21 protein-coding genes are annotated in these 24,464 nt (G+C 60.9%); 9 read left to right on the forward strand and 12 right to left on the reverse strand.

The features are described 5' to 3' along the window. Positions 1–379 precede the first annotated feature (379 nt). From L085_RS00265 to L085_RS00275, 3 genes are all read left to right on the forward strand, one after another. Complete coding sequence (locus L085_RS00265) at positions 380–1,150, forward strand: basic amino acid ABC transporter substrate-binding protein (RefSeq protein WP_044029659.1); 771 nt, start codon at positions 380–382, stop codon at positions 1,148–1,150. A 113-nt stretch (positions 1,151–1,263) separates the two neighbouring features. Then, the gene (locus L085_RS00270) at positions 1,264–1,983 is read left to right on the forward strand and encodes an amino acid ABC transporter permease (RefSeq protein ID WP_049870701.1); all 720 of its coding nucleotides are present in this window, start codon (positions 1,264–1,266) and stop codon (positions 1,981–1,983) included. Further along, positions 1,967–2,689, forward strand: coding sequence for an amino acid ABC transporter ATP-binding protein (locus L085_RS00275; RefSeq protein WP_044029661.1), 723 nt, complete (start codon positions 1,967–1,969; stop codon positions 2,687–2,689). The genes L085_RS00270 and L085_RS00275 overlap by 17 nt, the downstream gene beginning before the upstream one ends. A 52-nt stretch (positions 2,690–2,741) precedes the next feature. Here L085_RS00275 and L085_RS00280 read toward each other — a convergent pair whose 3' ends face one another. The 5 genes from L085_RS00280 to cysG form a co-directional block, all read right to left on the reverse strand. After that, a complete protein-coding gene (locus L085_RS00280) occupies positions 2,742–3,068 on the reverse strand; it encodes a DUF3561 family protein (RefSeq protein WP_004932611.1) in 327 nt (108 codons plus the stop codon). An 84-nt stretch (positions 3,069–3,152) separates the two neighbouring features. Then, positions 3,153–3,842: an adenylyl-sulfate kinase gene (gene cysC / locus L085_RS00285; protein WP_015376685.1), complete on the reverse strand. Its 690-nt coding sequence runs from the start codon at positions 3,840–3,842 to the stop codon at positions 3,153–3,155. Beyond that, positions 3,781–5,208: a sulfate adenylyltransferase subunit CysN gene (gene cysN / locus L085_RS00290; RefSeq protein WP_044029662.1), complete on the reverse strand. Its 1,428-nt coding sequence runs from the start codon at positions 5,206–5,208 to the stop codon at positions 3,781–3,783. The genes cysC and cysN overlap by 62 nt, the downstream gene beginning before the upstream one ends. Before the next feature lie 11 nt (positions 5,209–5,219). Further along, positions 5,220–6,128: a sulfate adenylyltransferase subunit CysD gene (gene cysD, locus L085_RS00295; RefSeq protein ID WP_004932620.1), complete on the reverse strand. Its 909-nt coding sequence runs from the start codon at positions 6,126–6,128 to the stop codon at positions 5,220–5,222. Positions 6,129–6,150: 22 nt separating this feature from the next. Beyond that, the gene (gene cysG / locus L085_RS00300; RefSeq protein WP_044029663.1) at positions 6,151–7,581 is read right to left on the reverse strand and encodes a siroheme synthase CysG; all 1,431 of its coding nucleotides are present in this window, start codon (positions 7,579–7,581) and stop codon (positions 6,151–6,153) included. 261 nt (positions 7,582–7,842) lie between these two features. Here cysG and L085_RS00305 point away from each other — a divergent pair, with 261 nt between their 5' ends. Next, on the forward strand, positions 7,843–8,913 hold the full coding sequence (locus tag L085_RS00305; RefSeq protein WP_044031904.1) for an aminopeptidase: 1,071 nt from the start codon (positions 7,843–7,845) through the stop codon (positions 8,911–8,913). Positions 8,914–8,968: 55 nt separating this feature from the next. Here the strand turns inward: L085_RS00305 and L085_RS00310 are convergent, their stop codons facing one another. From L085_RS00310 to cysJ, 3 genes are all read right to left on the reverse strand, one after another. After that, positions 8,969–9,703, reverse strand: coding sequence for a phosphoadenylyl-sulfate reductase (locus tag L085_RS00310; RefSeq protein ID WP_015376681.1), 735 nt, complete (start codon positions 9,701–9,703; stop codon positions 8,969–8,971). A 61-nt stretch (positions 9,704–9,764) separates the two neighbouring features. Further along, the gene (gene cysI, locus L085_RS00315) at positions 9,765–11,480 is read right to left on the reverse strand and encodes an assimilatory sulfite reductase (NADPH) hemoprotein subunit (protein WP_044029664.1); all 1,716 of its coding nucleotides are present in this window, start codon (positions 11,478–11,480) and stop codon (positions 9,765–9,767) included. Further along, positions 11,480–13,282, reverse strand: coding sequence for an NADPH-dependent assimilatory sulfite reductase flavoprotein subunit (gene cysJ / locus L085_RS00320; protein WP_015376679.1), 1,803 nt, complete (start codon positions 13,280–13,282; stop codon positions 11,480–11,482). Before cysJ ends, cysI begins: the two co-directional genes overlap by 1 nt. Positions 13,283–13,718: 436 nt before the next feature. On the opposite strand from cysJ, the gene queD reads away from it, so the two are divergent. Next, the gene (gene queD / locus L085_RS00325) at positions 13,719–14,078 is read left to right on the forward strand and encodes a 6-carboxytetrahydropterin synthase QueD (protein ID WP_004932638.1); all 360 of its coding nucleotides are present in this window, start codon (positions 13,719–13,721) and stop codon (positions 14,076–14,078) included. A 30-nt stretch (positions 14,079–14,108) separates the two neighbouring features. Here the strand turns inward: queD and queE are convergent, their stop codons facing one another. Next, positions 14,109–14,780 (reverse strand): 7-carboxy-7-deazaguanine synthase QueE, encoded by a 672-nt coding sequence (queE, locus tag L085_RS00330; protein ID WP_004932641.1) that lies wholly within the window; start codon positions 14,778–14,780, stop codon positions 14,109–14,111. Between the two features lie 323 nt (positions 14,781–15,103). On the opposite strand from queE, the gene L085_RS00335 reads away from it, so the two are divergent. The 4 genes from L085_RS00335 (at position 15,104) to L085_RS00350 (ending at position 21,540) form a co-directional block, all read left to right on the forward strand. Then, positions 15,104–16,444 (forward strand): aromatic acid/H+ symport family MFS transporter, encoded by a 1,341-nt coding sequence (locus L085_RS00335; RefSeq protein WP_044029667.1) that lies wholly within the window; start codon positions 15,104–15,106, stop codon positions 16,442–16,444. Between the two features lie 375 nt (positions 16,445–16,819). Then, entirely contained in the window at positions 16,820–18,511 is a 1,692-nt protein-coding gene (hutU, locus tag L085_RS00340) for a urocanate hydratase (RefSeq protein ID WP_015376677.1), read from the forward strand. After that, positions 18,508–20,043 carry a histidine ammonia-lyase gene (hutH, locus tag L085_RS00345; RefSeq protein ID WP_044029668.1) on the forward strand — a complete coding sequence of 512 codons (1,536 nt, stop codon included), beginning with the start codon at positions 18,508–18,510 and terminating at the stop codon, positions 20,041–20,043. The genes hutU and hutH overlap by 4 nt, the downstream gene beginning before the upstream one ends. A gap of 102 nt (positions 20,044–20,145) precedes the next feature. Beyond that, complete coding sequence (locus L085_RS00350; protein WP_015376675.1) at positions 20,146–21,540, forward strand: amino acid permease; 1,395 nt, start codon at positions 20,146–20,148, stop codon at positions 21,538–21,540. Positions 21,541–21,576: 36 nt separating this feature from the next. Here the strand turns inward: L085_RS00350 and L085_RS00355 are convergent, their stop codons facing one another. From L085_RS00355 to L085_RS00365, 3 genes are read right to left on the reverse strand one after another with little or no spacing between them, the layout of a single operon-like run. After that, complete coding sequence (locus L085_RS00355; protein ID WP_044029669.1) at positions 21,577–22,770, reverse strand: methionine gamma-lyase; 1,194 nt, start codon at positions 22,768–22,770, stop codon at positions 21,577–21,579. Positions 22,771–22,799: 29 nt separating this feature from the next. Next, positions 22,800–23,204, reverse strand: a complete 405-nt coding sequence (locus L085_RS00360) for a hypothetical protein (protein ID WP_081835494.1) — start codon at positions 23,202–23,204, stop codon at positions 22,800–22,802. Further along, positions 23,201–24,391, reverse strand: coding sequence for an FAD/NAD(P)-binding oxidoreductase (locus L085_RS00365; RefSeq protein WP_044029670.1), 1,191 nt, complete (start codon positions 24,389–24,391; stop codon positions 23,201–23,203). The genes L085_RS00360 and L085_RS00365 overlap by 4 nt, the downstream gene beginning before the upstream one ends. Positions 24,392–24,464: the final 73 nt, after the last annotated feature.

Raw genomic sequence — 24,464 nt, forward strand, 5'->3', positions numbered from 1 at the left:
ATCATCCCACAACTTCTCGTTGGACTCCACACTGAGAGCGGCATTTCAACGCCAAATTCAGAATACGGATGAAGGGTTCCCGTGTTTATCGCCTAATTCCACTGCGAAAGCGGCAAAAAACGCCCCTTTGGTTCGGCGCACGCGCCGCGTTTTCCAATGAGACACACTCTATCCTACCTCCATTATGCAGCAAGAATCACTGCATCACCGCTTCCTGACACATCGCTTACGCCACAGCAAAGCAAAAAGTGAATATTTAACACCATAGAGAGAATAATCGTCATACAGCGGTTGCACTTTCATTCATTGAGGCTTATTTTTATGCACTCATATTGCATAAATAATTCCAATATATAACCATTCATTATCGGGGATCGCGATGTTAAAACGTTTAGTTCTGATCGGCGCCTGCCTGGCCGCCACCTTCTCCATCGCTGCGTTGGCGGCTGAACCAACCTACGTCGTCGGCTCCGGCGGCACCTATCGGCCATTCGAATTTGAAAACAGCCAAAAGCAGCTGGAAGGCTTCGACATCGACATCATCAAGGCAGTGGCCAAGGCCGAAGGCTTCCAAATCAAACTGATCAATACGCCGTGGGAAGGGATCTTCGCCACGCTGAACTCCGGCGATCGCGATATCATCATTTCCGGCATTACCATCACCGATAAGCGCAAGCAGATGGTTGATTTCTCTGCGCCTTACTTCCCGGCTGAGCAGGCCATCGTGGTGCCGCAAGACTCGAAGGTGGACTCCATCGCCGCGCTGAAAGCGCTGAAGGTCGGCGTGGTGAACTCCAGCACCGGCGACATCGTGGTGTCCGACGTGCTGGGCAAGAACAGCACCGCCATCAAGCGCTTCGACAATACCCCGCTGATGCTGCAGGAGCTGTATGAAGACGGCATCGGCGCGGCGGTCGGCGACGTCGGCGTGGCCAAGTTCTATATCAAGACCCACCCTGAGAAAGCCTTCAAGCTGGTGCCCGACGCCAAGTTCGAGCGCCAGTATTTCGGCATCGCCGTCGCCAAAGGCAACGATGAGCTGCGCAACAAGATCAACGCCGGCCTGAAGAAAATCGTCGCCGACGGCACCTACGCCAAGATCTACCAAACCTGGTTCGACAGCAACGTACCGACGCTGCCGGCGGAATAATCCCCTGTCGCCGGCGCCCACCAGGCCGCCGGCGCACCACCGTTCAGCCTACCAAGAAGGAATACCCCTTGAACTTCCGCTGGGAGATCATCCAGGAATACGCGCCGCTGTTTATGGAAGGCGCCTGGATGACCATCAAATGCACCATTATCTGCGTGCTGCTGGGCACCACCTGGGGCTTGATCCTCGGGCTGGGCCGTTTGGCGCAGGCGCCGCACGGCATCTGGAAACCCATCCTGCATTACGGCGTTCAGTGGCCGGTACGCATCTACATCAGCGCCTTTCGCGGCACGCCACTGTTCGTGCAGATCATGGTGGTGCACTTCGCGCTGGTGCCGTTGTTCATCAATCCGCGCGACGGCCTGCTGGTCACCAGCGGTCTGATGAGCGTCGATTTCGCTCGCGCGCTGCGCGCCGACTACGGCGCCTTTCTCTCCTGCGTGGTGGCGATCACACTCAACGCCGGTGCCTATGTGTCGGAAATCTTCCGCGCCGGGATCCAGTCTATCGACCGTGGCCAGATGGAAGCCTCACGCTCGCTGGGCATGAGCTTTGGCAAGACCATGCGCCAGGTGATCCTGCCGCAGGCCTTCCGCCGCATGCTGCCACCGCTGGGCAACAACGCCATCGCCATCGTCAAGGATTCGTCGCTGGCCTCCGCCATCGGCCTGGCGGATCTGGCCTATGCCGCCCGTACCGTCTCCGGCGCCTACGCCACCTACTGGGAGCCCTATCTGACCATTTCGCTGGTCTATTGGGTCATCACCTTCCTGCTCTCGCTGCTGGTGCAGCATATGGAAAAGAGGTTCGGTAAAAGTGATTCGCGTACATAACCTGCAAAAACAGTTCGGCGAAAGCCACGTGCTGCGCGGCATTTCTTGCCAGATCGCCGCCAACGAAGTGGTGTGCGTCATCGGCCCTTCCGGCTCGGGCAAAAGCACCTTCCTGCGCTGCATCAATGCGCTGGAAACGCTCTCCGGCGGCGAGATCGAGGTCAACGGTTTCGCCGTCCACGATCAAAAAACCGACCTGAATAAGATGCGGGAAAGCGTGGGCATGGTGTTCCAGCGTTTCAATCTGTTCCCGCACATGACGGTGTTGGAAAATATCATCATGGCGCCAATGAGCGTGAAGAAACAGCCGCGCGCCGAAGCCATCGCGCAAGCAGAACAGCTGCTGCTCAAGGTCGGCCTGCTCGACAAGATCGACGCCTACCCCAACAGCCTGTCCGGCGGCCAGCAGCAGCGGGTAGCGATCGCCCGCGCGCTGGCGATGGAGCCGAAGATCATGCTGTTCGACGAGCCGACCTCCGCGCTCGATCCTGAGCTGGTGGGCGAAGTGTTGGCGGTGATGAAATCACTGGCCCACGAGGGCATGACCATGGTGGTGGTGACGCATGAGATGGGCTTTGCCCGCGAGGTGGCCGACCGGGTGCTGTTTATCGATCAGGGGATCATTCAGGAGGATGGTGCGCCGCAGCAGATCTTCAGCCAGCCGGCCAATCCGCGCACTCAGGCGTTTCTGAGCAAAGTTTTGTAACCTTCGACACGGCTTTGCAATCCTTCGGGCGCCGGCATCGGTGCCCGCTCTCTCACCACCCGGTCAGAAAGCTGAACACCAGCCAGAACAGGCACAGCACGATCGCGCCGGTCAGCAGCAGCGTCAGGATCAGACGGCCGCGCAACAGCATGCTGAGGGTGATGCCGATCAGCACCGACAGCGGCATCAGCGCCAGGAAGAACGGCCAGGTATAGAGCAGGAAAAACAGCGTGTTGGAACCGTAAACCAGAAACGGCAACGCGAACGCCAGCCAGTAGAAAACAAAGCCGCTGACGCCGCCCAGGAAAGAATAAGAAGGCTCCTCTCTCTCCTGTTTTGACTGCTTGGAGTCGATCAAGATAGGCGTGACATTTTGCATAGTGATCCCTGGTTATTCGGCTCGCTCTGCGGCGGCTTAGAGTAAAAAGCGCATGGCGAAAAACGCCACACGCTTTTTTTGAATTCAGGGTTTGATAATAGCCTGACCACGCAACACGTCTAACAATTGCGCAATCAAATTTGTTACCAATTGTTGGCCGTCGAGGTGGATTTCCGGCTGCTGCGGCGCCTCATAAACCGCGTCGATACCGGTGAAATTGCGCAGCTCGCCGGCACGCGCTTTTTTATACAACCCTTTCGGATCGCGCGCCTCGCAGATCGCCAACGGCGTGTCGACGAACACCTCGATAAAGCGATCGTCGCCGAGCATCTCGCGCACCATTTGCCGCTCGGCGCGGTGCGGCGAAATGAATGCGGTCAGCACCACCAGCCCGGCATCCACCATCAGCTTGGCCACTTCCCCCACCCGGCGGATGTTCTCGCGCCGATCCTCGTCGGAAAAACCGAGATCGCGGCACAGACCGTGGCGCACGTTATCGCCGTCCAGCAGATAGGTGCTGACGCCAAGCCCATGCAGCGCCTGCTCCAGCGCGCCGGCGACGGTGGATTTGCCCGAGCCGGACAGCCCGGTAAACCACAGCACCGCGCCGCGGTGGCCGTTGCGCGCTTCGCGATCCGCACGCGTCACCGCATGCGGATGCCAAACCACGTTCTCATCGTCCGGCCCGGTCGCCCTCAGTTCAGCGGCCACCTTATCGGCCACCGAGCAGATCGCGTGCGCCCCAATGCGGGAAGTGCTTGCGCACCAGCGCATTCAGCTCCAGCTCGAAGGCGCTGAATTCGCCGCGCGCCACCGAGGCATCCTGCAGCGTTTCACGCACCAGACCGGCGCCAACCGTCACGTTGCTCATGCGATCGATGAAGATCAGCCCGCCGGTGTCGTGATTGCTCTGATAGCTGTCCAGCACCAGCGGTTCGTCGAAGGTCAGCTCCACCAACCCGATGCCGTTGAGCGGCAATGTGTCGGCCGGGTGTTGCGCCAGCGTGTTTATCTCCACCTGATGGCGAATGCTCTCCACGCGGGCGCGGGTCTTTTTGCCGGCGATCTTGATGTCGTAGCTCTGGCCCGGCACCAGCGGCTGCTCGGCCATCCATACCACGTCCACCCGCGCGCTCTGCGCCGCCTGCAGACTTTCGCCGGCGTCGACCAGCAAATCGCCGCGGCTGATGTCCACTTCATCTTTCAGCACCAGCGTAATCGCCTCGCCCGGCACCGCTTCTTGCAGATCGCCGTCGAAGGTCACGATACGCGCCACGCTGGACTCCACGCCGGAAGGCAGCACTTTGATGCGTTGCCCCACCCGCACTACGCCGGCGGACAGCGTGCCGGCATAGCCGCGGAAATCGAGGTTCGGGCGGTTGACGTACTGCACCGGGAAGCGCAGCGGCTGGTTTTCTCGCTCGCTGATCACGTCGACGCTCTCCAGCACTTCCAGCAGCGTCGGGCCGCTGTACCACGGCATATGGGCGCTTTCGCTCGCCACGTTGTCGCCGTCAAGCGCCGACAGCGGCACGAACTTGATGTCCAGATCGCCAGGCAGCTGCTGGGCGAAGGTCAGGTAATCCTGTTTGAACTGCTCGAACACCGCTTCCTGATAGTCCACCAGATCCATTTTGTTTACCGCAACCACCAGATGACGAATGCCCAGCAGGGTCGCGATAAAGCTGTGGCGGCGAGTCTGATCCAACACCCCTTTGCGCGCGTCGATCAACAGGATCGCCAGATCGCAGGTCGAGGCGCCGGTGGCCATGTTGCGGGTGTACTGCTCGTGCCCCGGGGTATCGGCGATGATAAATTTACGTTTTTCGGTCGAGAAATAGCGATAGGCCACGTCGATGGTGATGCCCTGCTCGCGCTCGGCCTGCAGGCCGTCCACCAGCAGCGCCAGATCGAGCTTTTCGCCCTGAGTACCGATGCGTTTGCTGTCGCTGTGCAGCGTTGACAGCTGATCCTCGTAGATCTGGCGGGTATCGTGCAGCAGGCGGCCGATCAGGGTGCTTTTGCCGTCGTCGACGCTGCCGCAGGTCAGAAAGCGCAGCAGGCTCTTGTGCTGCTGCGCGTGCAGATAGGACTCGACGCCGCCCTGGTCAGCGATTTGTTGTGCAATTGCGTTGTTCATCCGGCGGCTCCTTAGAAATACCCTTGACGCTTTTTCAGCTCCATCGAGCCGGACTGATCGCGATCGATCATCCGCCCCTGGCGTTCGCTGGTGGTGGAGACCAGCATCTCTTCGATGATCTCCGGCAGGGTTTGCGCCTGCGAATCCACCGCGCCGGTCAGCGGCCAGCACCCCAGAGTGCGGAAACGCACCATGCGCTGGCTGATCACTTCACCCGGCTGCAGATCGATGCGATCGTCGTCCACCATCATCAGCATGCCGTCGCGCTCCACCACCGGGCGCGGTTTCGCCAGGTACAGCGGCACGATGTCGATCTTCTCCAGGAAGATGTACTGCCAGATATCCAGCTCGGTCCAGTTCGACAGCGGGAAGACGCGGATGCTCTCCCCTTTGTTGATCTGGCCGTTGTAGTTGTGCCACAGCTCCGGCCGCTGATTTTTCGGATCCCAGCGGTGGAAGCGATCGCGGAACGAGTAGATGCGCTCTTTGGCGCGTGATTTCTCCTCATCGCGCCGCGCACCGCCGAAGGCGGCGTCAAAACCGTACTTGTTCAACGCCTGTTTCAGGCCCTCGGTCTTCATGATGTCGGTATGCTTGGCGCTGCCGTGCACGAACGGGTTGATGCCCATCGCCACCCCTTCCGGGTTTTTATGCACCAGCAGCTCAAAGCCGTACTCCTTCGCAGTGCGATCGCGGAATTCGTACATTTCACGGAACTTCCAGCCGGTATCGACGTGCAGCAGCGGGAACGGCAGCGTGCCGGGGAAGAACGCCTTGCGCGCCAAATGCAGCATCACGGAAGAGTCCTTGCCAATGGAATACAGCATTACCGGGTTGGCGAATTCAGCGGCGACTTCACGGATGATATGGATACTCTCCGCCTCCAATTGCCGCAAATGAGTGAGTCGTTTTTCGTCCATAACAGGTCCTTAAAAGCCTTGCCTATGCCAAATTCACGACGGCCGGGCGCACGGCCCCTTCCGTCTGCGATTGATGCCCGAACCAGGCGATTTGGTGGTGCAGTTCCACCACTTCGCCGATCACCAGCAGCGCCGGTAACGGCGCCCGTTGGGCCAGATATTCCAGTTGTTCCAGCGTGCCGATCTGCACCTGCTGATCGGCGCGCGTGCCGCGGCTGATCACCGCCACCGGCGTCGCAGCGTCGCGGCCGTGGGCGATCAGCCGCTGGCTGATGTCCGCCGCCTTCATGGTGCCCATGTAGATAGCCAGCGTTTGCCGCGCCCGGGCCAGATAGGCCCAGTCCAGGCCATCGCCGTCCGGGCGGCAGTGGCCGGTGATAAAAGTCACGCTCTGCGCATGGTCGCGATGCGTCAGCGGAATGCCGGCGTAGGCGGTCGCCCCCGCGGCGGCCGTGACGCCCGGCACCACCTGGAACGGAATGCCGGCGGCGGCGGCCACCTGCAGCTCTTCGCCGCCGCGGCCAAAGATGAATGGATCGCCGCCCTTGAGGCGCACCACCCGTTTGCCCTGCTGCGCCAGCTCCACCAGCAGCCGGTTGGTCTCTTCCTGGATCACCGAGTGCGCGCCGGCGCGCTTGCCCACGCAGATGCGCTCGGCGTCGCGCCGCACCAGATCGAGGATCTCGCCGCTGACCAGATGGTCATACAGCACCACGTCCGCCTGCTGCATCAGCTGCAGCCCGCGCAGGGTCAACAGCCCCACGTCGCCCGGCCCGGCGCCCACCAGGGCGATCTCGCCCTGTGCGCCTTCATCGCCTGCGGCGAAGCGGTGTAAATCCTGCTCCAGCTGCCGTTCCGCCTGCGCCGTCTGGCCGTTGGCCACCAGCGTGGCGAAACGGCCGCCTAAGGTTTTCTCCCAGAAACGGCGACGTTCGCCGATCGAAGCCAACCGCTGTTTGACCTGGCCGCGCCAGCGGCCCGCTACCTGCGCCATCTGCCCCAAACTGGCGGGCAATAACGCCTCCAGCTTTTCGCGCAGCAGTCGCGCCAGCACCGGCGCCTGGCCGCTGGACGATACGGCCACCACCAGCGGCGAGCGATCGATGATCGACGGGAAAATGAACGAGCAGCGCGGCTGATCGTCCACCACGTTGGCCAACACCCGGCGTTTATCCGCCTCAGCGAACACCGCGGCGTTCAGCGCGTTGTCGTCCGTGGCGGCGATCGCCAGAAACACGTCGTCCAACTGCTGCGGATCAAAGGTTTTCCCCAGCCAGAGCACCCGCCCTTGCTGACGTTGTTGTTCCAGTTCCGGTGAGAGCGACTGCGCAACTATCCGTATTTCAGCCCCGGCGCGCTGAAGCAGGGAGACTTTGCGCGCCGCCACGTCACCACCGCCAACGACCAGCACCGGGCGTTGTTTCAGGTCGGCGAATATTGGTAGATAGTCCACAACAGCCTTTTCATATAACAGAAAGATAGTGTGACTATACGGGCTGAGATTTAGCCTCTGAAATGACGAAAAGGAATGATTAGTTCCTTTATGGAATATAGGCCGCAACGCAGGAGGCAAACCATGCTCATCGCGACGGCGATTTGCGCGTTCGCGCGAAAATTAAGAGACAGGGAAATTGTGTAATGCCGCCCGGCGTCTCATACTGGGTGCCGAAGAAAAATGATCGGCAGCGCCGATAGCAAAGAAGGATTTTTCGGTATGTTTTCCCGTTTCTACCTGAAGACCAGCCTGCTGGCCCTCGCACTCGGCGGCGTCTTCAGCGTTTGTGCCGCACAGCCCGTAAAAGACGCGCCAATGGGCCGTTTCGCCGCCGAACAGACCCGCCACATCGCCACTTACTTCCCCGGCCGCATGGCGGGCAGCCCGGCCGAATTGCTCACCGCCGACTATCTCAAGCAGCAATTCAGCAAGATGGGTTACCAAAGCGACATTCGCAGCGTCAATACGCGCTATCTCTACACCAGCAAAGACGGCAAGAAGAACTGGAACAACGTCACCGCCAGCTCGGTGATCGCCGCCCGCAACGGCGACAACCCAAAACAGATCGTGGTCGTCGCCCACTTCGACACCTATACGCCGCAGAGCGACGAGGATCTGGATAACAACCTCGGCGGCTTGACGCTGCAGGGCGTCGACGACAACGCCTCCGGCATCGGTGTGATGCTGGAACTGGCGGAACGCCTGAAGAACATCCCCACCGCCTACGGCCTGCGCTTCGTCGCCACCAGCGCCGAAGAGATCGGTTCACTGGGGGCGCAGAACTACCTGCAACGCATGAGCGCGGAAGAGAAAAGTAACACCGTGCTGGTGATCAACCTCGACAGCCTGATCACCGGCGATCGTCTGTATTTCAACGCCGGGCGCAATACGCCGCCGCAAATGGCGAAGCGTTCCCGCGATCGCGCGCTGGATATCGCCCACAGCTACGGCATCGCCGCCGCCACCAATCCGGGCAGCGCGCAGCATCCGAAGGGCACCGGCTGCTGCTCCGATCAAGAGGTGTTCGACGCCGCGGGCATCCCGGTGCTGTCGGTGGAGGCCACCAACTGGTCGCTGGGCGACAAAGATGGCTACCAGCAGCGCGCCGTCAGCCCGCACTTCCCGCAGGGCATCACCTGGCATCGTCCGCAGTATGACAATCTGCAGTATCTGGATCGCTACCTGCCGGGGCGGATCGACAAACGCAGCCGCGACAGCGTGCAGATCCTGCTGCCGCTGATCAAAGAGCTGGCGCAGGCGCACCCGCCGAAAGCACAGAAGAAAAAGTAGCCCGCAAAAAAACAGGGCCCAGCATTGCTGAGCCCTGTCATGTCAATCACGCCGTTTAGCCTTCGTGCAGGCCACACTCGCGCTTCAGGCCGAAGAAACGCGTCTCTTCCTCGCTCATGCCCGGCTCCCACTTCTGGGTGGTGTGTGTATCGCCTACCGACAGGTAGCCCTGCTCCCACAGCGGGTGATAACTCAGCCCGTGTTCGGTCAGATACTGGTAAATCTTGCGGTTGTCCCAGTCGATGATCGGCAGGATCTTGAACACCCCACGCTGCACCGCCAGGACCGGCAGATTGGCGCGGCTGCCGGACTGTTCGCGCCGCAGGCCGGCGAACCAGCTCTGCGCGCCCAGCGTCTCCAGCGCGCGGTTCATCGGCTCGACCTTGTTGATCTGGTTGTATTTTTCAATCCCTTCCACGCCCTGCTCCCACAGCTTGCCATAGCGCGCCTCTTGCCAGGCGGGAGACTGCTCCGCGCGGAACACCTGCAGATTCAGCTTCAGCTGGTCGGCCAGTTGATCGATAAAGCGATAGGTTTCCGGGAACAGATAACCGGTGTCGGTCAGGATCACCGGGATATCCGGGCGGATACGCGTCACCAGGTGCAGGCATACCGCCGCCTGAATGCCGAAACTGGACGAGAGTACGAACTCGCCGGGCAGATGCTCCAGCGCCCATTCAACGCGCTGTTCGGCGCTGAGGGTCTCCAGTTGGCCGTTGACCACCGCCAATGCCAGCGCCTGCCCGGATTTGGGCAACGCGTTCAGCGCCGCCAGATCGAATTCAGCCATGTTGTCTCTCCTGATACTTGAAATTATCTGTGCGGCCCCTCTGCCCAAGGGCCGCCCGGCCTCACTCCCAGAAATCTCGCGCCGGATCCAGCACCGGTTTGACGACGCCCGCGCGCACGGTGAAGTCGCCGAAACCTTCGCCAGCGTTGCGCTCCTTCGCCCAGCGCCCCACCAGCAGATCGATCTCGCTCAGGATCTCATCTTCGTTGATGTTCTCGCGGTACATGCGCGGAATGCGCGTGCCTTCGCGGTTGCCGCCCAAATGCAGGTTATAGCGGCCGACCGCCTTGCCCACCAGCCCCAGCTCCGCCAGCAGCGCGCGGCCGCAGCCGTTCGGGCAGCCGGTGATGCGCAGCACGATATGCTCGTCGCCCACCCCGTGCCGATGCATGATCCCTTCCACCTTGGTGACGAACTGCGGCAGGAAGCGCTCGGCCTCCGCCATCGCCAGCGGGCAGGTCGGGAACGACACGCAGGCCATCGAGTTTTTGCGTTGCTCGCTGATCTGATCGTCGATCAGGCCATGATCGCGCGCCAAGGCTTCGATCTTCGTCTTCTCGCTTTCCGGCACGCCGGCGATGATCACGTTTTGGTTCGCCGTCAGACGGAAGTCGCCTTTATGGATCTTGGCGATCTCCGCCATGCCGGTCTTCAGCGGGCGCCCCGGATAGTCCAGCAGGCGGCCGTTCTCGATAAACAGCGTTAGATGCCACTGATCGTCGATGCCCTTCACCCAACCGATGCGATCGCCGCGGCCGGTGAATTCATACGGCCGGATCGGCGCGAAGGTGATGCCGGCGCGCTTTTCCACTTCGGCGCGGAAAACGTCCACGCCGACGCGCTCCAGCGTGTATTTGGTTTTGGCGTTCTTGCGATCGGTACGGTTGCCCCAGTCGCGCTGCGTGGTCACCACCGCTTCCGCCACCGCCAGCGTATGCTCGAGCGGAATGTAGCCGAACTCGCTGGCCTGGCGCGCGTAGGTTTTCTTGTTGCCGTGCTCAATGGACAGCCCGCCGCCCACCAGCAGGTTGAAGCCCACCAGCTTGCCGTTTTCGGCGATCGCCACAAAGTTCATGTCGTTGGCGTGCAGATCGACGTCGTTCTGCGGCGGGATCACCACCGTGGTTTTAAATTTACGCGGCAGGTAGGTCGGCCCCAGAATCGGCTCTTCGTCGGTGGTGGCCACCTTCTCCTGATCCAGCCACACCTCTGCGTAGGCGCGGGTGCGCGGCAGCAGGTGTTCGGAGATCTTCTTCGCCCACTCGTAGGCTTCCTGATGCAGCTCGGACTCCACCGGATTGGAGGTGCACAGCACGTTGCGGTTCACGTCGTTGGCGGTCGCCAGCGCGTCCAGCCCCAGGCGGTTCAGCAGCTGGTGCACCGGTTTGACGTTGCCTTTCAGAATGCCGTGAAACTGGAACGTTTGGCGGTTGGTGATGCGAATGCTGCCGTACAGCGTGCTCTCCTGCGCGAACTTGTCGATGCCCAGCCACTGCTGCGGGCTGATGATGCCACCCGGCAGGCGACAGCGCAGCATCATGGCGTGGCGCGGCTCCAGCTTCTGCTCGGCGCGTTCGGCGCGAATGTCGCGGTCATCCTGCTGGTACATGCCGTGAAAACGGATCAGCAGGAAGTTGTCGCCGTTGAAGCCGCCGGTCAGGCCGTCGTTCAAATCATCGGCGATGGTGCCACGCAAGAAGTTACTCTCCTTCTTCATGCGCTCCGCATCGGCCAGTTTGCCTTCGACTACCAAAGGCCCGGGGTGTTTATCACTCATCAGTAAACATCTCGCTGATAACGGCGCTCAAGGCGCAGCTCACTTAAAAATTCATCCGCCTGCTCGGTATCCATGCCACCGTGCTCGGCCACCAGTTCCAGTAATGTGTTTTCCACGTCTTTTGCCATGCGATTGGCATCGCCGCAGACGTAAATGTGCGCGCCTTCCTGAATCCAGCGCCACACTTCCGCGCCCTGTTCGCGCAGTTTGTCTTGTACGTATATTTTATGTTGTTGGTCGCGGGACCAGGCCAGATCGATGCGGGTCAGCAGGCCGTCTTTCACGTAGCGCTGCCATTCGACCTGATACAGGAAATCTTCGGTAAAGTGCGGGTTGCCGAAGAACAGCCAGTTTTTGCCGCCGGCGCCGTCGGCGTCGCGCTGCTGCATAAAGGCGCGGAACGGCGCGATGCCGGTGCCCGGGCCGATCATGATCACCGGCGTTTCCGGGTTGGCCGGCAGGCGGAAGTTATCGTTGTGTTCGATAAACACCCGCACGTCGCCGTCTTCCTCCAGACGATCCGCCAGGAAGCCGGAGGCGCCGCCGCTGCGGGCGCGCCCGTCGATGTCGTAACGCACCACGCCCACGGTGATGTGCACTTCGCTTTCGTTCTCCGCCTGCGAAGAGGCGATGGAATACAGGCGCGGCGTCAGCGGGCGCAGCAGGCCGACCAGCTGTTCGGCGCTCAGATCCGCCGGCGCCTGGCGCACCATGTCGACGATCGGCGTGTTGTGCGCGTACTGCTGCAGCGCGGCTTTATCCGCCAGCAGGCCGATCAGCGTTTCGTCGCGCGACAGCGCGGCGTATTTATCGACGATCGGCGTGGTGTTCTGCGTCAGCTCGAAATGGCTGCGCAGCGCCTGCGCCAGCGGCAGGGTTTGCCCTTCCACCTCGACCGGCTCGTCGCCTTTCAGCCACAACAGCTGCACCAGTTCGTCCACCAGCGCCGGATCGTTGTCGAACCATACGCCGAGCGCATCGCCCGGCTGATAGCGCAGGCCGGAGTCGCCCAGATCGATCTCGATATGGCGCACGTCTTTATCCGACGCGCGGCCGGTAATTTTCTGCTTGACCGCCAGTTGGGCGGTGAGCGGCTGTTCCTTGCTGTACGGACTGCTGTCGATCAGATCGACCGCGCCGCTGGCCAACACGCCCGGCGCGGCGCTTTCCGCCGGCGCGCGCGCCTTCAGCACCGACACCACCTGTTTGCGCCAGGCGGCGGCCAGTTCCTGGTACTCCACGTCGGCGTCCACGCGCTCCACCAGGCGCTCGGCGCCCAGCTCGGCCAGCTTGCCGTCGAAATCCTTACCAGACTGGCAGAAATTCTCATAAGAGGTGTCGCCCAGCCCGAACACCGCAAAAGCGGTATCATTCAGCTTCGGCGCCTTTTTCGAGAACAGGAATTTATGCAGCGCCACCGCTTCTTCCGCCGGCTCACCTTCCCCTTGCGTGGAGGCGACGATCACCAGCAGGCGCTCTTGAGCTATCTGCTTGAACTTGTAGTCGCCGGCGCTGATCAGCGTGGCGCTCAGATTGGCGGCCAGCAGATCGTCGCGCAGCTGCTCCGCCAGGCGGCGCGCATTGCCGGTCTGCGAAGCGGAAATGATGGTGATGCCGGCGGCAGCCGCAGGGGCAACAGGCGCAATGGCCACGGCTCCGGGCTGTTGATTGACCATGCCCCAAAAATAACCGGACAGCCACGCCAGCTGCGTCGGCGAATAGTCGCCGATCGTCGCCTGTAGGCGCGCCAGCTGTTCGGGCGTCAGCGGGAGCAAAGATGTTGGAGGAGCCTGAGTCGTCATTGCTGTACTTATTTCCTATACTTAGCGCCTTTCCTGCCAGGCGCGCGCCAGTGTCAGTCGCTGTCTCTTCGCTGCGTCGGGTGTGCGGAAAAGATCAGGAGAGTTTGTAAGGTTACCGAGCAGAATAGCAACGATTAAATAAGGGATAGCAATAAATCATAACCAAAATGACTAAGCTGTTTTTCTGGTAAGGCATAACGCTTAAACCGTTAAACAAAGTTTTTTATCCAGATGAAATTAAAGCGCTTTTTTTCATCGTTTTTTCACCGTTCAACATTTCGGCTCATAACCCCAGCCGATAGGTGCCGCAAACACCAAACAAAAAAAGTGTTAAACGGGCGCGTTGGCCGTGGCGGTAGACCATAACGGTATAAATGGCAAGCAGACGCGCTTTCCGGTACTATGCGGCGGTTTTTGAGTCAATGAGGCCGTAATAATGGCAACCACGCTGTTTAAAGATTTTCAGTTTGAAGCCGCACACCGCTTGCCGCACGTGCCGGAGGGCCATAAATGCGGCCGTCTGCATGGGCATTCGTTTATGGTGCGTCTGGAAGTGACCGGTGAAGTGGATCCCCACACCGGTTGGGTGATGGATTTCGCCGAGCTCAAGGCTGTGTTTTCCCCGATCTGGGAACGGCTGGATCACCATTATCTGAACGATATTCCAGGATTGGAAAATCCCACCAGCGAAGTGCTCGCCGCCTGGATTTGGCAGCAGCTCAAGCCCCAGCTGCCGGAATTGACGGCGGTGATGGTGAAAGAGACCTGTACGGCGGGATGCGTATATAAAGGTTAAAAGAAAGGGCGCCGCAATGGCGCCCTGATTTTAGGCGATGTTCAGATACTTGTGGGTCTGCATCGACAGCCGCCAATTGCGCGCGATACAGGTTTCAATACACAGACGGGTCGCCTCTTCTTTCTGGCTGATCGGCTGCAGTGCGATAATGCGCGCCTTGTCATCCTGCAACGTCGCCAGCAGCGCATCCAGCGCCTCGATGTCGCGCTCGCGCGCCACCGGATGCTTCACCTCGTCGGCGCGCCGCAGCGCCTGATCCAACACCTTCATGCCACCGCGCATATTCACCTTGGGCGAAACCGTCACCCAGGTGTTGGCGGAACAGCGAATTTCGTGGGTGCCGCTGGTTTCAATCTGGCAACGGTAGCCGTGCTGTTCGAACAGCTCGGTCAGCGGTGCCAGATCGTAGATGCAGGGTTCGCCGCCGGTGATCACCACATGACGCGCGGTGTAGCCTTGCTGACGCATCACCGCCAGCAGCTGCTCGGCGCTGGCATTGCCCCAGGCGTCGCTCTCTTCTGTTTTGACCAGGATCCGTTGCAGGTCGACTTCCCGATGGGCTTCCTTTTCCCAAGTATGTTTGGTGTCGCACCAGCTGCACCCTACCGGGCAGCCCTGCAGGCGGATGAAAATGGCCGGCACGCCGGTGAAAAAGCCTTCGCCCTGCAAGGTTTGGAACATCTCGTTGATCGGGTACTGCATCGGTTTCTCAATCTGGAAAAGTAAAAAGCGATTATCGCAGATTCCGGCCCGGCGACCAAACGGCCAAAATTGTATTAAATTTTTTCCTCCGCGCCGCCGCCAGCATATCTCACCGCCAATGGCGTTCATTTAATTTGTTAACCGGTCTTAGGCCTTTCATCCACGGTGCAACCTGCTCCACAGAAAACAACACGAAGTTAACAAATAAGATAATTATATTTGACATAAAGCGTCGACGCGCAGATGTATATACAAGCAAACACAAGCCGGGCGACAGTTCCGGCCACGTTCCATCACGACTACATCTGCGTTTAGAGGGTGCCATGACTCATTCCACCAGCGAGTTAAACATTCAACAGGCCATCGACGACAGCAAGTTTTCGCTGTTTCACTGGACACTGATCATTCTCGGATTCCTGATCCTCGCCATCGACGGTTTCGATACCGCCGCCATGGGCTATATCGCCCCCTCGGTCGCCAAAGACTGGGGCATCATGAAGCAGGATCTGGGGCCGGTGCTGAGCGCCGCGCTGCTGGGGCTGTCGCTCGGCGCGCTGATAGCCGGGCCAATCTCCGACCGCATCGGCCGCAAGCGCGTGCTGGTGTTTTCCTGCCTGTTCTTCGGCCTGTCGAGCCTGGCCACCGCCTACGCCGGCTCGCTCAATAGCCTGACGCTGTGGCGTTTCCTCACCGGCCTCGGGCTGGGAGCGGCGATGCCCAACGCTATCACGCTGATCTCCGAATACGCGCCGCAGCGCTGCCGTTCGCTGGCGATCAATACCATGTATTGCGGCTTTCCGCTGGGCGCGGCCGGCGGCGGCGCCATTTCATCGTGGCTGATCCCGAGCTACGGCTGGCACAGCGTGCTGTTGCTCGGCGCCATTGCGCCGCTGGCGTTGACGGTGTTGCTGATCCTGCTGCTGCCGGAATCGGTCAAATATATGGTCAACCGCGGGCAGGATGCGGCGAAGATCAAACGCATCGCGCAACGCTTCGTCAGCCAGAGCCTCGACGGCGTGACGCGTTTTTACCTGTATGAAGAGAAGCTGACGCAGGCCAAGACCAGCGTCGGGCTGCTGTTCAGCCGCCCTTACCTGCTCGGCACGCTGATGCTTTGGCTGACCTACTTCATGGGGCTGGTGATCTACTACGTGTTGCTGAGCTGGATGCCGATCCTGATGCAGGGCTTGGGCTATCAGCTGGAGCAATCGGCGATGCTCACCTCGCTGTTCACCTTCGGCGGCACGCTCGGCATCCTGGTGGCCGGCTGGCTGATGGACCGCTGGAATGCGCACAAAGTGGTCTCGAGCGGCTTTGTCGTCACCGCCCTGCTGATCGTGGCGATGGCCACCGAAGACAAGCAGATCGTGCTGCTGGGCGCCTTCATCTTCCTGATGGGCGTCACCATGAACGGCGCGCAGTCCGGGCTGCAAACGCTGGCGGCCACCTTCTACCCGACCCACAGCCGCGCCACCGGCATCGCCTGGATGCAGGGCATCGGCCGCTTCGGCGGCGTCGCCGGCACCATGATGGGCGCCCAACTGCTGGCGATGCAGTGGGAAGTGCAGAGCATCCTGATGTTCCTGTGCGTACCGGCTCTGATCGCCGCCATCGCCACGGTGTGCAAGATGAGCCGCAAGCCGATGCTGCAACCGGCTGCCTGAGCCTGGCAAGCCCGCCCACGGCGGGCTTTCTTCCTGCGGTGATAGGGCTTGTTTATCCTCCGCCGCCAACTGTAATCAGTCTGTAAAAATATTGTGACTAGCCGCCCAAAAATGAGTCAATTTTAATTCATTTTTGCCGAACAGCTCACTTTTCTCCGGCTTTCCGTATCTGAGACCGGCGATAAAAAATCGCATATCAACCTGATATAAAAAGAAAATAACTTTTTCTTATGCCACTTTTCAGCGGCAACTGGTCAGTGTTGCATATGCTTGTACATACAAGTATATGTTAATAAGCCCTACGCATTGTTATGCCGTGGTACTCATCCCCACCGCGGCATGGAATCTGCACCGATACTGTTTGAGGAAAATGCTGTGACTACAAATAACAAAGTTCGCAATGTCGATGTACGCGCGCCACGCGGCACACAATTAAACGCAAAAAGCTGGCTGACCGAAGCGCCGTTACGCATGCTGATGAACAACCTCGATCCTGAAGTTGCGGAGAACCCACACGAGCTGGTGGTGTACGGCGGCATCGGCCGCGCCGCGCGCGACTGGGATTGCTACGACAAGATCGTCGAAACCCTGAAAACGCTGGAAGAAGACGAAACCCTGCTGGTGCAGTCCGGCAAGCCGGTCGGCGTATTCAAAACCCACAGCAACGCGCCACGCGTGCTGATCGCCAACTCCAACCTGGTGCCGCACTGGGCGACCTGGGAACACTTCAACGAACTGGACGCCAAAGGCCTGGCCATGTACGGCCAGATGACCGCCGGCAGCTGGATCTACATCGGCAGCCAGGGCATCGTTCAGGGCACCTATGAGACCTTCGTCGAAGCGGGCCGCCAGCACTACGACGGCAGTCTGCAGGGGCGTTGGGTGCTGACCGCCGGTCTGGGCGGCATGGGCGGCGCGCAGCCGCTGGCCGCCACGCTGGCGGGCGCCTGCTCGCTGAACATCGAATGTCAGCAGAGCCGCATCGATTTCCGTCTGAAAACCCGCTACGTCGATGAGCAGGCCAAAGATCTGGACGACGCGCTGGCCCGCATCAAAAAATACACCGCCGAAGGCAAAGCCATCTCCATCGCCCTGTGCGGCAACGCGGCGGAAATCCTGCCTGAGCTGGTGCGCCGCGGCGTGCGCCCGGACATGGTCACCGACCAGACCAGCGCCCACGATCCGCTGAACGGCTATCTGCCGAAGGGTTGGAGCTGGGAAGAGTATCGCCAGCGCGCACAGACCGAGCCGGCCAAGGTGGTCGCCGCCGCCAAGCAGTCGATGGCCGATCACGTCAAAGCCATGCTGGCGTTCCAGCAGATGGGCGTGCCGACCTTCGACTACGGCAACAACATTCGCCAGATGGCGAAAGAAACCGGCGTCGACAACGCCTTCGACTTCCCAGGCTTCGTGCCGGCCTACATCCGTCCGCTGTTCTGCCGCGGCATCGGGCCGTTCCGCTGGGCGGCGCTGTCCGGCGATCCGCAGGACATCTACAAAACCGACGCCATGGTGAAAGAGCTGATCCCGGATGACGAACACCTGCACCGCTGGCTGGACATGGCGCGCGAGCGCATCAGCTTCCAGGGCCTGCCGGCGCGCATCTGCTGGGTTGGCCTCGGCCAGCGCGCCAAGCTGGGTCTGGCGTTCAACGAGATGGTGCGCCGCGGCGAACTGTCCGCCCCGATCGTCATCGGCCGCGACCACCTGGATTCCGGCTCCGTTTCCAGCCCGAACCGTGAAACCGAAGCGATGAAAGACGGCTCAGATGCGGTCTCCGACTGGCCGCTGCTGAACGCCCTGCTGAACACCGCCAGCGGCGCCACCTGGGTTTCCCTGCACCACGGCGGCGGCGTCGGCATGGGCTTCTCCCAACACTCCGGCATGGTGATCGTCTGCGACGGCACCGATGAGGCCGCCGAGCGCATCGCCCGCGTGCTGCACAATGACCCGGCTACCGGGGTCATGCGTCACGCCGACGCCGGCTACGATATCGCTATCGACTGCGCCCGCGAGCAAGGCCTGAACCTGCCGATGGTTGCCGCCACCCAAGGAGAAAAAGCATGAAAGCGCTGACTATTCGCCCGGGCAAACTGACGCTGGCCCAGCTACGCGACGTCTATCAACATCCGGTGACGCTGACGCTGGACGACAACGCCTACGGCCCTATCCAGCAGAGCGTGGCCTGCGTAGAGCGCATCGTTGAAGAAAACCGCACCACATACGGCATCAACACCGGATTTGGCCTGCTGGCTTCGACGCGCATCGCCCGCGACGATTTGGAAAATCTGCAGCGCTCGATCGTGCTGTCACACGCCGCCGGCGTGGGCGAGCCGACCGACGACAATCTGGTGCGCCTGATCATGGTGCTGAAAATCAACAGCCTGTCGCGCGGCTTCTCCGGCATTCGCCTGGAAGTTATCCAGGCGCTGATCGCGCTGGTCAACGCCGAAGTCTATCCGCATATTCCGCTGAAAGGCTCCGTCGGCGCCTCCGGCGACCTGGCGCCGCTGGCACACATGAGCCTGGTGCTGCTGGGCGAAGGTAAGGCACGCCATCAGGGTCAATGGTTGCCGGCGACCGAAGCGCTGGCCAAAGCCGGCCTGAAACCGCTGACGCTGGCGGCGAAAGAGGGCCTGGCATTGCTGAACGGCACCCAGGTCTCCGCCGCCTTCGCGCTGCGCGGCCTGTTCGATGCCGAAGATCTGTTCGCGGCCGCCACCGTGGCGGGCAGCCTGACGGTGGAAGCGGCGCTGGGCTCTCGCAGCCCGTTCGATGCGCGTATCCACGAGGTGCGCGGCCAGCGCGGCCAGATCGACGCCGCCCTCGCCTACCGCCACCTGCTCGGCGCGCGCAGCGAAGTCTCCGACTCGCACCGCAACTGTGAAAAAGTGCAGGATCCTTACTCCCTGCGCTGCCAGCCGCAGGTCATGGGCGCCTGCCTGACGCAGATCCGTCAGGCCGCCGAGGTGCTGGAGATCGAAGCCAACGCCGTCTCCGATAACCCGTTGGTGTTCGCCGAACAGGGCGACGTGCTGTCCGGCGGCAACTTCCACGCCGAACCGGTGGCGATGGCCGCCGATAACCTGGCGCTGGCATTCGCCGAAATCGGTTCGCTGTCCGAGCGCCGCATCTCGCTGATGATGGACAAACACATGTCGCAGCTGCCACCGTTCCTGGTGGAGAACGGCGGCGTGAACTCCGGCTTCATGATCGCTCAGGTCACCGCCGCAGCGCTGGCCAGCGAAAACAAAGCGCTGGCGCATCCATCAAGCGTCGACAGCATTCCGACCTCCGCCAACCAGGAGGACCACGTTTCCATGGCGCCGGCCGCCGGCCGCCGCCTGTGGAACATGGCGGACAACGTACGCGGTATTCTGGCGGTCGAGTGGCTGGCCGCCTGCCAGGGCCTGGATTTCCGCAACGGCCTGAAGACCTCGGAAGGTCTGGAGCAGGCGCGCAGTCTGCTGCGCGAGCATGTCAGTTTCTACGACAAGGATCGTTTCTTCGCCCCCGACATTGAAGCCGCCAGCCAACTCTTGGCGGCCGGTCACCTGACATCGCTGCTGCCTGCGGCGCTGCTGCCTAGCCAGGCATAATCATCACATACTGAATCACGCAGTTTGTTCTGCCCCGCCGGGTGCGTTCCACCCGGCGCGGGCAGCGCGTGCCTGTTCGGCAAACACTTAACGGGAAGCAACATGCGTAACGAAACAACACAACTCAGACGCGGACTAAACGCGCGACATATCCGTTTCATGGCTCTCGGCTCGGCGATCGGCACCGGCCTGTTCTACGGCTCCGCCGGCGCCATCCAGCTGGCCGGTCCGGCGGTGCTGCTGGCCTACCTGGTGGGCGGCGCGGCGGTATTCATGGTGATGCGCGCGCTGGGCGAAATGGCGGTGCACCAGCCAGTTTCCGGTTCGTTCGGCCACTACGCCAGCCACTATCTCGGCCCGCTGGCCGGGTTCCTCACCGGCTGGACCTACACCTTTGAAATGGTGATCGTCGCCCTGGCGGACGTCACTGCCTTCGGCATCTATATGGGGCTGTGGTTCCCGGACGTCGCCCAGTGGGTCTGGGTGCTCAGCATCATCCTGTTTATCGGCGCGCTCAACCTGTGCAGCGTCAAGGTTTTCGGCGAGCTGGAGTTCTGGCTGTCGCTGGTCAAGGTCGCCGCCATCGTGGCGATGATCGTCGGCGGTGCGGCGGTAATGCTGTTCGGTTTCGGGCAAGCCCAGCACGCCACCGGCATCAGCAACCTGTGGCAGCACGGCGGCTTTATGCCTAACGGCATCGGCGGCGTGGTCGCGTCATTAGCGGTAGTGATGTTCGCCTTCGGCGGCATCGAGATCATCGGCATCACCGCCAGCGAGGCGAAAGACCCCGCCAAAGTGCTGCCGAAGGCGATCAACGCCGTACCGGTGCGCATCCTGCTGTTTTACGTGCTGACGCTGACGGTGCTGATGGCGATCTATCCGTGGAACAGCATCGGCCAGAACGGCAGCCCGTTCGTTGAGATCTTCAGCAACCTCGGCATCAGCTCCGCCGCCAACGTGCTGAACGTGGTAGTGATCACCGCCGCCATTTCGGCCATCAACAGCGATATCTTCGGCGCCGGCCGCATGATGTACGGCATGGCGCAGGACGGCCAGGCGCCGCGCAGCTTCACCAAGCTGACCGCCAGCGGCGTACCGTGGATGACGGTGCTGGTGATGTCGGTCGCCCTGCTGCTGGCGGTGGTGCTCAACTACCTGATCCCGGAGAAGGTCTTCATGATCATCGCCTCAATCGCTACCTTCGCCACCGTCTGGGTGTGGCTGATGATCCTGCTGTCGCAGATCGTCATGCGCCGCACGCTGTCGCCGGAAGAAACGCGTCAGTTGAGCTTCCCGGTGCCGTGGTGGCCGGTGGCGCCGGCATTGGCGACCGCCTTTATGGCGTTCGTCATCGGCCTGCTCGGCTACTTCGAAGAGAGCCGCATCGCCCTGTATGTCGGGCTGGTGTGGATCGCGTTCCTCACCGCGGCTTACTGGCTGTGGGTACGCAAAAAAGGCGGCGGTTCGCCGGTGACCACAGCGACGCAACAGATGTAACGCTCGCTTCGGCTAAAACCCGCTGCGGCGGGTTTTTTATTGCGCCTGCGCCAGCGCTTGCAGGATATCCGCCTGCAGATCGTCAAACGCCTCCAGCCCGGCGGACAGCCGCACCAGCCCCTCGCTGATGTGGTGCCGTTTCCGCTCTTCCGGCGTGTAGGCCGAGTGCGTCATGCTGGCCGGGTGTTGCGCCAGGCTTTCGCAATCGCCCAGGCTGACCGCGCGCAAGATGAGCTGCAGCGCGTTGAGGAAGCGAATGCCCGCACGCAGGCCACCCCGCAGCTCAAACGCCAGCATGCCACCGGGGCGCGCCATTTGCCGCTGCGCCAACGCATGCTGCGGGAAGTTCGCCAGGCCGGGGTAATATACCCGCTCGACCGCCGGATGCTCCGCCAACATCTCCGCCAGGCGCTGCGCATTATCGCAATGACGATCCATGCGCAGCGGCAAAGTTTTCATCCCACGCAGCACCAGCGCGGCATCCTGCGCTGACAGTACCGCCCCATTCATGTCCTTTAGCCCCTCCAGACGGATCGCCTCGGCCAACGCCTGACGCGTCACCGCGATCCCGGCCAGGAGATCCCCGTGCCCGCCGAGGTACTTGGTCGCCGAGTGCACCACGATATCGGCGCCTAGCGCCAAAGGCCGCTGCAGATAGGGCGTACAGTAGGTGTTGTCCACCAGCAACAGCGCCTGATGCCGATGGGCAATCTCCGCCACGGCGGCGATATCGATCAAACGCATATTGGGATTGGCCGGCGTTTCGCAATACACCAGGCGGGTACGCGGTCCAATGGCCGCCGCCAACCGCTCCGGCCGGGTCAAATCAACGTGGGTTATCTTGACGCCAAAGCGCGCCAGACCATGATGAAAGTAGCTGAAGGTGCAACCATAGACGGTTTCGTCGACAATCAGCTCATCACCCGGTCTGAGCAGCGTCCAGCAACACGCGGTGATCGCCCCCATGCCGGAAGCGAACGCCACCGCCGCCTCCCCCTCCTCCAGGTTGGCGATGCGTTGCTCGAGCAGGTTTAACGTCGGGTTGGCGATGCGCGAGTAAAAGTACCCCGGCTCGGTGCCGGCAAAGCAGGCGCCGCCGTATTCCGCCGTGGGAAAAGCAAACGTAGAGCTCATAAACACCGGTGGGGACAGTGCCCCCCAATACAACTGAGGATCGTAGCCGTAATGAATGGCGCGGGTGGCGAAAGCATGGCCAGTGATGGCGGACATAACGCAACTCCTTACCTGAGTGGGAAAGCTTAATTCGTTGATTCATCCGAAATGGCCGGCGGCAACGCGCTGTCTCGCGTGCGCCGGCCGATGATTTGTAAAGTACGCAGCAGCAACGTTAACCCCAGCAAGGTATCCGGCTGCTTCAGCAAGGCGTACAGCGCGCGAAAACTGGCCGGTGGTGGATTCAACTGCAGCTCGCTGTGCGCCATCTGCAGCGCCGTTCCACCTTCCCAGCCGAGGGTCACCAAACCTTCAAAGACGCCGGCTAATTTCTCCACCAACGCGTTGTCGGCAATATCCACCACATCCGACAACAGCGACAACAGATCGACCACGTTATCCAACCGGCCGCCCGCCAGCAGCGGCTGCAATTTCTCGAGCAACGCCGCCAATGATTGCAGGTCAGCCGCATGCACCGTGCTTTCCGTCATATCAGCCCCCTTACCGTGGCCCAGTAAAGGCCGCGGTTAAACCCGTTGCGCAGCATGCCGCCCGCCTTGGTGGCTGGCGTCGGCAGTACGTCGTGACGATAGTCGTACACCAGCGGCATGCCGGCATTCAGCCCCATTTGCGCGACCGCCTGCACCTTGCCGTCGTAATGGCTCACAGGTTGTCCCAGTCGCATTTCCGCCACGATGTTGTCGGCAATGACCGGCGCCTGATTATGGCAAGAGCCGCCGGCCTTGCTGACCGGCAAATCCACAGTATCGCCTATGACATACACGCCCTGTTGGCCGTAGACCTGCAGCGTTTGATGATCGGTCGGCAGCCAGCCTTCACCGTTTTGACTCTCGCTCAACCCGGTATTGCGCACCGCCTCGACTGCGCGAATCGGCGGCGTTGCCATCAGAATATCGAACGGCTGCTCTTCCCCCTCAGCGGAATAGGCGATGTTGCGCTGAGCGTCCACCCGGCTGAGGGTAAACCCACGCTGGTGGCGAATGTCGCGCGCGGCAAAAATGGCGGGCAGCGCTTCGCCGGTCGGTCGCTGTAAAAACAGACAGTTGCGCAGCAGTTGAGAAATGGTTGGGTAGGTATAAACGATCTCCACCGCCTTGCGCACGCCGCGCCGCCGCAGGTAGTCGTCCAGCATCAGGGTGGTTTCGATCGGCGCGATGCCGCACTGATGGGGCACATTAGGCGTTTCAGGGAAGGACACGGTGATGAAAATGCGGCCTTTCTCGATCGTCGCCAGCTTATGCGCCAACTGCCGCGCGGCCTGATACTGGTAGAAATGATCGCCCGCCTGCGCCAACCCTTCGATGCGCTCCGGCCAAGGTACGCAGCCGGTGGCGAAAACCAAAAAGTCATAGGAGTAAAGCTTACCGCTTTGCGTCGCTATACTTCGCTGTTTTAAATCGAAAGATTCCGCCTTATCAATAATAAACTGTATTTCAGGCCGCAATAAACTCCGCTGTGAGCGCGTAAGCTCCTGCTTGAAAAAAGAATTGAATGCCACATACATAAACGCCGGTTTGTAATAATGCAGCGGTGAATCCGATATCATTAATAACTCAACTTTATTATTAATAATTTCCCGGTGCAATTTTGTGGCTAATAAATTGGCCAATATGGTGCCGCCGGTTCCGCCGCCGACAATGATGATTCGCTGTCGCATCAAGCCCTCGCTCAACCGGCCAGCAAGCCGGCAGTATTAAGGTATGGTGATGATGAAGGTCTACGGCAGAACG

This window comes from Serratia sp. FS14 (genome assembly GCF_000695995.1).
In the GTDB taxonomy this organism is placed as follows: Bacteria; Pseudomonadota; Gammaproteobacteria; order Enterobacterales; family Enterobacteriaceae; genus Serratia; species Serratia nematodiphila.